Origin of the sequence: Streptomyces sp. VNUA24 (assembly GCF_029167005.1) — a bacterium.
Lineage (GTDB): Bacteria > Actinomycetota > Actinomycetes > Streptomycetales > Streptomycetaceae > Streptomyces > Streptomyces scabiei.
This window is the reverse complement of record NZ_CP119143.1, coordinates 344,906-357,715: the sequence shown is the minus strand read 5'-3', so window position 1 is coordinate 357,715 and position 12,810 is coordinate 344,906. Positions and strand designations below refer to the sequence as shown.

9 protein-coding genes and 1 pseudogene are annotated in these 12,810 nt (G+C 69.4%); 5 read left to right on the top strand and 5 right to left on the bottom strand.

The window, feature by feature from the left end:
• Positions 1-78: 78 nt before the first annotated feature.
• The 4 genes and pseudogenes from PYR72_RS01460 to ilvY form a co-directional block, all read right to left on the bottom strand.
• Positions 79-1,764 (bottom strand): SpoIIE family protein phosphatase, encoded by a 1,686-nt coding sequence (locus tag PYR72_RS01460; protein WP_275453434.1) that lies wholly within the window; start codon positions 1,762-1,764, stop codon positions 79-81.
• 146 nt (positions 1,765-1,910) lie between these two features.
• Positions 1,911-2,306 (bottom strand): annotated as a pseudogene (locus PYR72_RS01455) (DUF4440 domain-containing protein); the annotation flags it as partial.
• 115 nt (positions 2,307-2,421) lie between these two features.
• Positions 2,422-3,666 carry an NAD(P)/FAD-dependent oxidoreductase gene (locus PYR72_RS01450; RefSeq protein ID WP_275453433.1) on the bottom strand — a complete coding sequence of 415 codons (1,245 nt, stop codon included), beginning with the start codon at positions 3,664-3,666 and terminating at the stop codon, positions 2,422-2,424.
• Between the two features lie 667 nt (positions 3,667-4,333).
• A complete protein-coding gene (gene ilvY, locus PYR72_RS01445; protein WP_275453432.1) occupies positions 4,334-5,221 on the bottom strand; it encodes an HTH-type transcriptional activator IlvY in 888 nt (295 codons plus the stop codon).
• Between the two features lie 74 nt (positions 5,222-5,295).
• Here ilvY and PYR72_RS01440 point away from each other — a divergent pair, with 74 nt between their 5' ends.
• Positions 5,296-6,012, top strand: coding sequence for a class I SAM-dependent methyltransferase (locus PYR72_RS01440; RefSeq protein ID WP_275453431.1), 717 nt, complete (start codon positions 5,296-5,298; stop codon positions 6,010-6,012).
• A 295-nt stretch (positions 6,013-6,307) separates the two neighbouring features.
• On the opposite strand, the gene PYR72_RS01435 is transcribed toward PYR72_RS01440, so the two are convergent.
• Positions 6,308-7,321 carry a LacI family DNA-binding transcriptional regulator gene (locus PYR72_RS01435; protein ID WP_275453430.1) on the bottom strand — a complete coding sequence of 338 codons (1,014 nt, stop codon included), beginning with the start codon at positions 7,319-7,321 and terminating at the stop codon, positions 6,308-6,310.
• 316 nt (positions 7,322-7,637) lie between these two features.
• Between PYR72_RS01435 and PYR72_RS01430 the strand changes: the two genes are divergently transcribed.
• The 4 genes from PYR72_RS01430 (at position 7,638) to PYR72_RS01415 (ending at position 12,512) form a co-directional block, all read left to right on the top strand.
• Positions 7,638-8,948: an extracellular solute-binding protein gene (locus tag PYR72_RS01430; protein ID WP_275453429.1), complete on the top strand. Its 1,311-nt coding sequence runs from the start codon at positions 7,638-7,640 to the stop codon at positions 8,946-8,948.
• 94 nt (positions 8,949-9,042) lie between these two features.
• Positions 9,043-10,014 (top strand): sugar ABC transporter permease, encoded by a 972-nt coding sequence (locus PYR72_RS01425; RefSeq protein ID WP_275453428.1) that lies wholly within the window; start codon positions 9,043-9,045, stop codon positions 10,012-10,014.
• 12 nt (positions 10,015-10,026) lie between these two features.
• Positions 10,027-10,944, top strand: a complete 918-nt coding sequence (locus PYR72_RS01420; RefSeq protein ID WP_107467778.1) for a carbohydrate ABC transporter permease — start codon at positions 10,027-10,029, stop codon at positions 10,942-10,944.
• A gap of 128 nt (positions 10,945-11,072) precedes the next feature.
• The gene (locus tag PYR72_RS01415; RefSeq protein ID WP_275453427.1) at positions 11,073-12,512 is read left to right on the top strand and encodes a GH1 family beta-glucosidase; all 1,440 of its coding nucleotides are present in this window, start codon (positions 11,073-11,075) and stop codon (positions 12,510-12,512) included.
• Positions 12,513-12,810 lie beyond the last annotated feature (298 nt).

Sequence of the window (12,810 nt, the reverse complement as noted above, 5' to 3'; positions counted from 1 at the left end):
ATCCGGCCGTCGACTCCGGCACAGCCCGGCCCGGCAGCCGGGGATCGTTGACGAACGCGGGTTCCCGGGTGGGAGCGATCACTCGGCGTGTTGGTGCTGACGGGCAGCGAGGATTGCGACGTCGTCCTCGTACGCGCCGTTGGCAAGGCGTGCCAGGACCGTGTCCAGCAGGTCGTTGAGAGGTGCGTCGGCGGGCAGGCTCAGGCCCTGGAATTCCTTTACGGAGTCGTCGATGTCGGTGCCGCGTCGTTCGACCAGTCCGTCGGTGTAGAGCACCAGTGTGGTTCCTGGGGCCATGGTGGCGGTGAGGGGTTCGTACCCGCCAAGCCCGGTGCCGATGGGCGGGCCGGCCGGCAGCCAGAGGATGTCGATGCTGCCGTCCGGGCGCAGCACGGCGGGCGGCAGGTGTCCTGCGCTGGCCGCGGTGCAGGTGCCGCTCTGCGGGTCCATGACTGCGAGGAGGCAGGTGGCGAGGCGGTCGAGCCCGAGCTGTGCGACCTGGCGGTCGAATTCTTCGAGGATCTCCTCGACGCCCGTGACGTTGGTGGCGATGGTGCGCAGCAGGGAGCGGTACTGGCTCATGGTGACGGCGGCCTGGAAGCCGTGGCCCATCACGTCGCCCATGACCAGCAGGGTCCGCGCATCGGGCAAGGGGATCGAGTCGTACCAGTCTCCGCCGACCAGGACGCTGCGGCCGGAGGGAAGGTAGCGGGCAGCTACCTCCACGCCCGGGTGAGGAGCGCGGGGTTCGGCCAGCAGGGCCCGCTGGAGTTCCAGTGCCATGGTGTGCTCGTAGCTGTAGCGGCGCGCGCTGTCGACGGACAGGGCTGCCCGGCCGGCCAGCGCCTGGATTGTCGTGAGGTCGTCGTCGCTGAAGGGCTGTGAAGTGCCGGCCCTGCCCATCAGGATGACGCCCACCGGGCGGCCTGCGGTGATCAGAGGAACGATGAGCAGCGAGTGGATGCCGGCCGCGCGGAAGATCCTGGTGCGCTCAGGGTCCACGGTCACCTTCTGGAACAGGTCGTCCGAGGCCAGATTGCCCAGCCATGGCCGCCCGACGTCCATGCAATGGCGCGTGGCGACACCGCGAGGGATGTCGATGTAGGGGCCTGGTCCGCCCATCTGGTGCAGCAGCCACTCCATCCCCGCGGGCGCGGTACCTCTCACTTTGCGCAGCCGCACGAAGCCGGGCGGAGGCGGGGGAGCGCCGGTGAAGTCCTCTTCCAGGATGCCCACTGCGGCCATGTCCGCCAGCGAGGGGGCCATGAAGTCGGCCAGTTCCTGGCACGTGGTCTCGATGTCGAGGGTGGTGCCGACCCGCGTGGCCGCAGCATCCAGCAGGGCGAGCCGTAGGTGAGCGGTCTCCAGATCGTCCACGTAGCTGCGCAGACTGCTGATCTCCACGCCGACCCCGCACAGGCCCGCATCCTGCCCGGGCAGTTCCATGCGGTGGTAGACCGCCCGCCACAACCGTTGCCCCAGCGGAGAAGAGACACCGGTCGTTCCTGAGATGGTCGTCTCGCGGGGCTGCCCGTCCGCGAGGACCTCGGCCAGAACATCGTCCGAGCGCTGCAGGTCCGGCAGCACCTCCCCGAGCGTGCGCCCCAGGAACGCGGACGCGGGCAGTCCGCTGACCTCGGCCCATGCCGGATTGACGTACAGATGACGCAACTGCGCATCGAGGACGACGATGGCAGCCATGGTCCCCTCGACCAGCTGATGCCCAGGAAGGCCCTCGCCTTCGAGGAAGTGCCACTGCGGCATGGACCCGTCACCGTTCACAGTTGTGCCTCTCGCTGGGGTCAACGAGATTCATCCATACCCGATTGATCCGCCTATGTCCCGTCAGGCCGGGTCCCATCATCGGCTGAGCTTGTCCTTGAGTCCTTGTCAGCGGATCCTTCGATGAGCGGCTGGTCGTACCAGGAGAACGCCGCGATCCGCCAGCCCTCCGGGGTGCGGACGAATTGGATGGCCTTGGTCCCGCCGCCCTCGAACGGCTCCCCGTCCAGGATGCCGGCCTTCCGGTACTCGCCGAAGCGCGACGCGATGTCGCCCGCGATCTCGGTTCGCTCGGAGGTCTCCCACTCCGAGAACTCGACCAACCGGCCGTCGGCGAGCAGGCGTTCGCGCGGCTCGATGAACTCGTCCACGGTGTAGACCGTGTACTTCGGCCCGGTCAGCACGATCACACCACCCGGAATGACCAGCCGACGGATCCGGGCCACGTCCGCGGCCTTGCCGCCGCGGTTGTCGAAGGCTCCGAAGAACTCGGCGGCGATCGCGTCAATCTCGATCTTGGACATGGCGCGACGGTAACACCGCTACGGGGCAACGGACATGGCGTCGAGGCAACTTCGACTCAGGGCACCCACGAGATCATGCGACTTTGCGATCTCGCCGCACGGCTTGAAGATCAAGCTAACGGACGCGTTCCCGAAGCACTTCCCGGGCGGCCCGGGCGCCGGAGGCCAGGGCTCCCTGGACCGAGCCCGTCGCCCGGTGATCGCCGCACACGTGACGTCCCGGCCCCACCCGGGTGGTCCGGCTCAGCGGCAGCGGTGGCGTCATGACCGGCAGCGCGTCGACGATCGTGCGGACGGTGAGGAGGTCCCATCCTGCGGTGTCCGTCCCGTACGCCTCGGCCAGCGCGGCGCGCACGATCGCTTCGCGTCCGTCGGTGTCCTCGCCGAGCACGGAGGTCCCCACGAGGGCGTAGCCGTCGGGGGCATGTGCGGGCACCACCTCGCTCAGGACACATGTGTTCAAGAACCGGCGGCCTTCGTCGACGAGGAGAGTCGGCTCGGACAGCGGCGACCGCTGTGCGACGTGGTAATACGTCGTCACCACACGGCAGTCGGGCACTTTCAGTCCAGCGAGCAGCCGTCCCGCGGGGCCGGGGCCGGTGGCGACCACGACCGCCCGCGCCGGCAGTTCCTGTCCGGTGTCCGTCACGGCGCCGTCGTCGCTGAGGGCGTTTACGGCGGTCTCCAGGCGGACCATGCTCGCCGGCAGCTCGGCGGCGAGCGCCGCGGGGACGGCCCCGATCCCGGCGCCCGGCAGACACAGGGTGCCGCGGAGCATGCTGCGCCAGACGAGGTGGAAGAAGCGGCTGGAGGTCTCCAGCTCGTCCTCCAGGAAGACCCCTGACAGAAACGGCCGGAAGAAGCGTTCGACGAACTCCGCGGAGAATCCGGCGTCGGCCAGGGCGGTGCGGGTGGTCCGCTCCCGCGCCGCTTTCACCCGGCTGACCGGGCTGAACAGGTCGCGGGCCGTGAGCAGGCCGAGCGCCGCGAGGTCACGGGGACCCGCGAGCCGTCCCGGCAGCAGCGTCGACCAGGCGTGCGGACGCCGGGTGGGGTCCTGGAAACGCAGGGTGCCCTGCCCGGCGGTGTGCACCAGGACGCCGGCCGTGAACGGCCGCAGCCGCAGTTCGCTCAGCACCAGCCGGCGGCGTACCTGCGGATAGGAGGTGTTGAACACCTGGAAACCCCGGTCCACGATGAACCCGTCGACCCGGTCGGAGCGCATCCGGCCGCCCACGGCGTCGGACGCCTCCACGACCTGGACGTCCAACCCGGCCGCCAGGAGGTCCCGCGTGCAGGCCAACCCGGCGACACCTGCGCCGATGACCAGGACGTCGGGAATGTTCGGGGACGTGGGCACAGAAGCCTCCTTCAGGAGTCCGGCGGCGCCGAGGCGGCAGCCGTGTACGGATACCGAGCTTCTTCCCTCCGCACGCCCCTCCCGGATGCGCCGGTCACCCCATCGGCCCCGCGGAAGCGCATGCCGGCATGGGGCTCGCCGCGCAGACCTGGGCGAATTGCGATGCTGGAGGGGCGTGATTCCGCTCCATCCGGTGACGGCGCGTGCGGATGCGCGCGGACGGGCAAGCGGGGCAGCCCTGTACGTTCGCGAGTGCGGCGCCAGACGCGAAGAGTTCACGGGCCCGGTCGACGGAACCGATGCCCTCGTGCTCAGGGAACGCCTCAAGGGTCGCCTCGCTACCCAAGGACATGGGGATCGTGACGAACCTCGGCGCCGCGGTCTCGTCCGCGTGTGCGTCTGCGAAACAGAACACCATGACGGCTACCGTCACCGCCGACTGGCGAGCCCGCACGTCATGGACCGATGCCTTGTGACCTGGCCGTATGCACGATGCGGCGACACCCGCGACGAGGGCATTGCCGTCTGCTTCCAGCGTTTGTCACTGTCGAACACGGCTTCGCCGATGACGAACGCTGGAAGCAACTGACGGGAAAGACACGCCCCATCCGCCATCACGCACCAACTGCTGAGACCCACTCTGGTCGTGCGTGTCCTTGAATCCGTTTCATGGCTGAGCCAGACGGTCCGCCGTGTCCGGCTGGGTTGCCGCCCAGGCTGCGGCGACCAAGGGGCGGTGTACGTCGGCCCGTCGGATGCAGACGCCGATGGTGAGGCGAGCTGGTAGGGATGGGGCGGTCACCTGCCGGAGTCTCGCGCGGAGCCCGCTGTGTTGTAGGACAAGATCGGGGATGACGCCCGTGCCGTAGCCCAGGGCGACCAGAGTGAGCAGCGCTTCATGGCCGTCGGCTTCGGCGGCGATGTTCGGATGCATGCTCAGGTCTCGGAACCACTGGTCCGCGGCAGCGCGCACGAGTCCCTGCCGCGGCAGGACGAAGGGCTCCTCAGCGGCGGTGAACTCCTCGTGGACGAGTGTCGACCTGGCCTGGACGAGGACCAGTGGGGTCTGTGTGATCTGCCGGGCGAGCACGGTGGCGGGTATCCGGGCGGGGAGGGCTGCGACAGCGAGGTCTGCCTCGCCTTGATCAAGCAGGGCAAGGGCGGCCGCGGCGTCGCCGGTGCGTAAGGAGATGCTCACGCGCGGGTGCGCGGCGCGCAGGGGCGTGAGCAGTTCGGGCAGGAGGGTGTGGCATGCGGTGACGGAGGCGAACACCCGGAGGTGTCCGTCGAGTTCGTCGTCCGCGGTGTCGTCGCTGCGATATCGGGCCCATAGGTCCAGGGCTTCGGCCGCGTATTGACGGAAGGCGCGGCCCTGCGTGGTCAGGCATACCCCGTGAGGACCGCGGTCGAGGAGGCGGTGCCCGGTGGCGGCCTCGAGCCGCTGCACGGTGCGGGACAGCGTGGCAGGGCTGACGTGGCAGTCGGCCGCGGTGCGGGTGAAGCTGAGCGTCTCTGCCAGGTGGAGGAAGAGCCGGTACTGGTCGTGGTCCTGCACCTTTCACCTTTCGCAATGCCATGGTGCGTAAGTTGCCGTTGCCGCAAGCCCTGTGGGGAGCCTACAAACAGGACATGCCACGAAGCGACACCGCACCTTCCCGTCCCGCCTGGTACTTCTCGGAATATGCGCCGGTCGGCATCGACCTGGGCAGCAGAGCCGCAGTCGCTGCCTATGACCGCAACCAGGGCACCGACCCGCAGGCTGACGACATGCTGCTGGACCGCCTGGGCGTCACCGAAGGCACCCAGCTGATCGATCTCGCATGCGGCACGGGCTCACTGGCGGTCCAAGCCGCACGGCGCGGGGCTGTCGCGCACGGTGTGGACGTCTCCGAGGAAATGCTGGCCTTCGCCAAGGCGCGGGCTGATCGTTTCGCTGTTGCACCGCAATGGCACCACGCCGGCTTTCTCGACTACACCCATCAGGGCCCTCTCGCCGACGTGGTGACCACGAAGTCGGCCCTTCACCAGCTTCCGGACTTCTGGAAGCAGCAGGCCCTGATCAACGCAGCCGGGATGCTTCGCCCCGGCGGGTCCTTCTACTTGTGGGACGTGATCTTCAGTTTCGAGCCCTCCGGCGCAGAGACACACCTGCGGCAGTGGATCAACACCGCGAGCCGCCCGGACGGCGAAGGCTTCACCAAGGCCGACTTCGAGGCCCACGTCCGAGAGGAGTTCTCCACCTACACCTGGATCGTCGAGGGCATGCTGCGACGAGCCGGGTTCGACATCGTCTCCCGCGCCTTACCCCGTGCTACTCACGCCGAGTTCTGCTGCCGCCGCCGGTAGCCGCTCAGACGAGCCCTCGTTCGACAGGCCCGAGATTCGAGCATCGGCCGACGCTCGTTGTGGACGTCCTCGGTCTGGTCAGAGGTCTGTGAAGAGACCTGCGATGAGACCTGCGAAGGGGTCTGTGAAGAGGTCTGCGGGCAGCATAGCGGCAACTCTTGCTGAGCTGACACCTTCCCGACCTGGCGCCTCGTCAGGCCGCATCCAGGGCTCCCGCCAAGCCCGACGGTGACCGAAGGCGCGCCAGACCTGTGGGCCGCCCCGCAGGGCCTGCCGCGCTGAACGCATGGGTCCGTCACGTGGACTCGCGTACCACCAGCTCGGTCGGCAGCGTGACCTGTCGCCGTGGCGCGCCGTGCCGGGTGATGTCGGTGAGGATGCGGGCCATCGTGCGACCGAGTTCCTCGACGGGCTGGCGCACCGTGGTCAGCGGTGGGTTGGTGTGGCGGGCGAGGACGGAGTCCTCGAATCCGGCGACGGCGACATCGCGCGGCACCTGCCGCTTCTGCCGCTTCAGTTCGGTGAGGGCGCCGACGGCCATGAGGTCCGAGGCGGCGAAGACCGCGTCGAGGTCAGGGACGCGTTCAAGAAGCGAACGCATCGCGCGAACGCCGCTCTCCTCGGTGAAGTCACCTTCCTCGACGAGCAGCTCGCTCGCGGAAAGGTTCGCCTCGCGGTGCGCGGTGTGCCACCCGGCGAGCCGGTTGCGGCTGACGTCCATGTCCAAGGGGCCCGTGATGGTGGCCACGCGCCGCCGGCCGCGTTCGAGCAGGTGCCGGACCGCCGCGGCGGCGCCTCCGGCGTTGTCGGCGTTCACGTAACTCAGCTGTTCGCCGGCGTCGCGGCGGCCCGCGAGCACGGTGGGCAGGCCCATCTCCTCGAGCATGCCGGGCAGTCGGTCCGTGGAGTGCACGGAGACCAGGAGCACGCCGTCCACACGGCGGGTCGCCACCGATTCGGTCAGCTGATCGCGTTCGGCCTGGTCGCGGACGAGCATCAGCTGCAACTGGGTGCGGCTGTCGGCGAGGGCGCCGCTGACGCCGCGGATGAGCGCGGCGAAGAAGGGCTCCGATCCCAGCCGGCTCTCGGACTCCGGGATCACCAGGGCCACGGCGTCGGTGCGGTTGGTGACCAGTCCCCGGGCGACCGAGTTGGGCACGTAGTTGAGTTCCTTGATCGCCGCGAGGACCCGGGCGCGGGCGTCGGCGCTGACGAGATCGGAGCCGTTCACGACACGGGAGACGGTGGTGCGGCCCACACCGGCGCGGGCGGCGACCGTTTTGATCGTTGGGCGGCGGTTGCCGGACATGTGCTTCCCCCTCGGCGTCGCGCGGCGGTGCCTGCCGCGGAGGTGACCTGCGGCAATTCTTGCAGACCTGGCCCTCGGCACGGCACCCCGGACGCCGCGCCGCCGACCGCACAAGCCGCGGCCCCGGGACGAGTTGCGTTCAAGTCATTGACAGACCCGCCCCGCTCCGACGAGTCTTCGATGCGCGGTGGGAACGTGCCCACTCCGAATTGGGCACGTTCCCACCACGATCTGTCAGAGCCGCTGTCCGGCATCGCTGTAGCCATCGCAGAACTCGTCACTCCGATGTGCCGGCGCCGCCGCTGGGAGGAGATCCATGGGCACTTTCGGTTGGTCGCACAGAAGGGCGGTGGCGACGGTCGCGGCCGTCGGCGCGCTGACACTCGTCGTCGGCTGCAGCGGCAGCGACGACTCGGTCACGGGTGGGGGCAAGAAGGACGGCAAGGTCACCATCACCATGGGCCTGTTCGGGGTGATGGGCATCAAGGAGACGGGCCTCCTCGAGCAGTACGAGAAGGAGAACCCCGGGGTCGACATCAAGGCCGAGATCGCCGGTGACGAACAGACCTACTACACCGCGTTGCAGACCAGGCTCGCCGCCGGCAAGGGCCTGAAGGACATCCAGGGCATCGAGATCGGGCGTGCCAAGGAGATCACCGAGACACAGGCATCCAAGTTCGCCGACTTCGCCGGGACGTCGGGCACCGACCACTTCCTGCCGTGGAAGGAGTCCCAGATCAGCACCGCGGACGGCAAGGTCCTGGGCCTGGGCACCGACATCGGCCCGATGGCCGTCTGCTACCGCAAGGACTACTTCGAGAAGGCGGGCCTGCCCACCGACCGCGACGAGGTCGCGGCGCTCTGGGCGGGCGACTGGAAGAAGTACGTCGAGGTCGGCCGCACCTTCAAGAAGGACTTCAAGGGTGACAAGGTCGCCTACATGGACGCGGCCAGCGGCCTGTTCAACGCCATGGTCTACGGCTACCCCGAGCAGTACTACGACGAGAAGGGCGAGTTGATCTACGACTCCAACCCGGCCGTCAAGGAGGCGTGGAACCTGGCCGCGGACGCCGCGGAGGACGGTCTGACGGCCAAGCTGCGCCAGTTCCAGCCCGGTTGGGACCCCGGCCTCGCCAACGGCACCTTCGCCACGGCCGTGTGCCCCGCCTGGATGCTCAGCCACATCAGCGAGAAGGCCGGTGCGGCCAACAAGGGCAAGTGGGACGTGGCCAAGGCACCCAAGGGCGCCAACTGGGGCGGGTCCTTCCTCGGCGTGATCGAGCAGAGCCCGGTGAAGGAGGAGGCCCAGAAGCTCGTCGCCTGGCTGACCGCGCCGGAGCAGCAGGCCCACATCTTCAAGGAGATCGGCAACATCCCCTCCTCACGTGAGGCACTGGAGAGCGCCGACGTGAAGAACGCCAAGTCGGCGTACTTCAGTGACGCGCCGATCGGCGAGATCTTCGGTGCCGCCGCCCAGGAGATACCGGACAAGCAGGTCCTCGGCCGCAAGGACGGCACGATCAAGGACACCTTCTCCCAGGGCCTGACCCTGATCGAGCAGCAGGGCACCGCGCGGGACAAGGCGTGGAAGACCACCAGGGAGCGCATCGAGAAGGCGGTCGGCTGACCCCCGTCCGTCCGGCCGCGGCCGTCCGGGCCCGCCTTTCGGCGGCGGGCCCGGACGGCAGGCTCACCCATCCGCTCTCAGGAAGGATCCTCCGGTGGCCACCTCCACCACCACGGCCCCCGCCGGGCACTCCCCGGACAAGCGCCCGGCCCGGCGGCGCGGCGCGCTCCTGCACCGCCTCGATCTCAAGGGCGCCCCGTACGCGTTCGTCGCGCCGTTCTTCGTGGTCTTCGCCGCGTTCAGTTTCTACCCCCTGATCTACACGTCGTGGATCTCGCTGCACGACGTGGAACTCGCCACCCTCGACGTCATGCAGTGGGTGGCGTTCGACAACTACGTGGAACTGTGGGGCGATTCCCGGTTCTGGAACGCGCTGCAGAACACGATCACCATCGGTGTCATCTCCACGGTGCCGCAACTGCTGATGGCCCTGGGGCTGGCGCACCTGCTCAACTACCGCATGCGCGCCTCGCTGTTCTTCCGGGTCGCCTCCCTGGTCCCCTACGCCACCTCGGTCGCGGCCGCCGCCCTCGTCTTCACGATGCTGTTCGAGCGTGACTTCGGCATGATCAACTGGGCGCTCGGCGCGGTGGGGATCGACCCCCTGGACTGGGAGGGCGGCAAGTGGCCCGCCCAGATCGCGATCTCCACCATCGTCATCTGGCGCTGGACCGGCTACAACGCGCTGCTGTACCTGGCCGCCATGCAGGCCATCCCCGCCGACCGGTACGAGGCGGCCTCCCTGGACGGCGCCTCCCGCTGGAAGCAGTTCACCCACGTCACGGTGCCCGGGATCCGCTCCACCATCGTCTTCACCATCGTGCTCTCCACCATCGGCGCCACCCAGCTGTTCGGTGAACCGCTGATCTTCGGCCAGGGTCCGAACGGCATCACCGGCGGCGCGGACAACCAGTACCAGACGCTGGGCCTGCTGCTGTACGAGGAGGGCTGGAAGAACTACCAGATGGGCCGCTCGGCCACCGTCGCCTGGGCGATGTTCCTGCTGCTCGTCCTCGTCTTCCTCGTGCAGCGCCTCGTCAAGCGCCTGCGCTCCGGCACGTCCTGACCTGGAGTCACCATGACCACTCAGAGTCTCCCGGCCCGGACCGGCAGCGCGGTCCGCACCTCCCGGAAGCCGGCCGGCCGCGGCGGCCGGCTGCTGCGCCAGCGAGCGGGCCGCCAGCACCACGCCGGCCCGCTGGCCTATGTGCTGCTCGCCGTGATGGCGCTGCTGTCGATCTTCCCGTTGTACTGGACGATGGTGGCGGCCTCCACCGACAACACCCGGGTCAGCCAGACACCGCCGCCCTTCCTGCCCGGGCCGAACCTGTTCAGCAACCTCGCCCGGGCCTGGGACGAGGCGGCGATGGGCAAGGCCATGGTCAACAGCCTCATCGTGGCCGGGGTGATCGCCCTGTCCACGGTCATGTTCGCCACGCTCGCCGGGTTCGCCTTCGCCAAGCTGCGGTTCAAGGGCCGCAACGCGCTGCTCATGCTGGTGATCGGCACGATGCTGGTGCCGCCGCAGCTCGGTGTCGTACCGCTGTTCATGATGATGGCGGAGCTGGGCTGGTCCCAGCAGTTGCCCGCCGTCATCTTCCCGACGCTGGTGAGCGCGGTGGGCGTGTTCTTCATGCGGCAGTACCTGTCGGAGGCGCTGCCGGACGAACTCGTCGAGGCCGGACGCGTGGACGGGGCGCACTCGCTGCGGATCTTCTGGAGCATCGTGCTGCCGGTCGCCCGGCCCGCGATGGCCGTCCTGTTCATGATCACGTTCGTGCACGCCTGGAACGACTTCTTCTGGCCGTTCGTGGTCCTCGACATGACCAACCCGACAGTCCCCGTCGCCCTCACCCAGCTCAGCGCGGGCTACGTCCGCGACCAGTCACTGATCATGGCCGGCGCGCTGCTGGGCACCCTGCCGCTGCTGGCGATGTTCATCGTCTTCGGCCGGCAGATCGTCAGCGGCATCATGGCGGGCGCCGTGAAGGGCTGACCCGCCCCCCGCGCCGCCGAACAGCCGAGTCCCGCCCCCTCGCCCGGCCGGCGCGCCCCGGAACCCACCGCGCCGGGTGCCATCCACCGCACCCGCGCACACCACCATCCCCCCTCGAAAGGACTTACGTGGTCACCGCAGCACAGCAGAGCCGGTCCGCCCCGGACGCCGCACGCACCTTCCCCCGGGGTTTCCTCTGGGGCTCCGCGACCGCCTCCTACCAGATCGAGGGGGCCGCCGCGGAGGACGGCCGTACGCCGTCCATCTGGGACACCTACGCCCGCACCCCCGGCCGGGTCCGCAACGGCGACACCGGTGACATCGCCACCGACCACTACCACCGCTGGAACGAGGACGTCGCCCTGATGGCCGAACTCGGTCTGGGCGCCTACCGCTTCTCCCTCGCCTGGCCCCGGATCCAGCCCACCGGCCGAGGCCCGGCCGTGCAGAAGGGCCTGGACTTCTACCGACGGCTGGTCGACGCGCTGCTGGAGAAGAACATCCAGCCCGTCGCGACCCTGTACCACTGGGACCTGCCCCAGGAACTGGAGGACGCGGGCGGCTGGCCCGAACGGGCCACGGCGGAGAGGTTCGCCGAGTACGCGGCCCTCGCGGCGGACGCCCTCGGCGACCGGGTGAAGACCTGGACCACGCTCAACGAACCCTGGTGCAGCTCCTTCCTGGGCTACGGCTCGGGCGTGCACGCCCCCGGCCGCACCGACCCGGTCGCCGCCCTGCGCGCCGCCCACCACCTCAACCTGGGGCACGGCCTGGCCGTCCAGGCACTGCGCGACCGCCTGCGCGCGGACGCTCAGGTCTCGGTCACACTCAACATCCACCATGTACGCCCGCTCACCGACTCGGACGGCGACGCCGACGCGGTCCGCCGGATCGACGCCCTCGCCAACCGGGTCTTCACCGGCCCGATGCTGAACGGCGCCTACCCGGAGGACCTGCTCAAGGACACCGCCGAGCTGACCGACTGGTCCTTCGTCCAGGACGGCGACCTGCGCACCATCCACCAGCCGCTGGACTTCCTGGGCGTCAACTACTACAGCCCCACCCTGGTGTCCGAGGCCGACGGCAGCGGCACCCACACCTCCGACGGGCACGGCAACAGCGCCCACACCCCCTGGCCGGCCGCCGACCGGGTCGCCTTCCACCAGCCGCCCGGCGAGACCACCGCCATGGGGTGGGCCGTCGACCCCAGCGGTCTGTACGACCTGCTGCGCCGCCTCTCCGCCGACTTCCCCGGGCTGCCGCTGGTCATCACCGAGAACGGTGCCGCCTTCGACGACTACGCCGACCCGTCCGGCCAGGTCAACGACCCCGCCCGCATCGCCTACGTACGCGGGCACCTGGCCGCCGTCCACCAGGCGATCCTGGACGGTTCGGACGTACGCGGCTACTTCCTGTGGTCCCTGCTGGACAACTTCGAGTGGGGCCACGGCTACAGCAAGCGCTTCGGCGCCGTCTACGTCGACTACCCGACCGGCACCCGCATCCCCAAGGCCAGCGCCCGCTGGTACGCCGAGGTCGCCCGCACCGGCGTACTGCCCGGCGCCTGACCGGGCCGGTGCGGCACACACCATCCCCGCGTGGTGTGCCGCACCAGGGGTCCGCTCCCCGCTCGCCGCGAGAGCGCGGGCGGGGGGTGGTCCTGTGCCGGGGCCCGGTGCGCATGAACGACGGCAGGGGGCGTCCATGCGGCGCGTCACTGCGTACACCGGAGCGTTCGCTGAGCATCTCGACGAAATTCAGGGAAGCCCAGCAAGTCCATCCCGAGAGCGTCTCGGAACACGTCGTCGGGCCCCAGCGCGGAGAAATCGACAGGGGGATGACGATGGCGATCGATTCCCGCTCCTG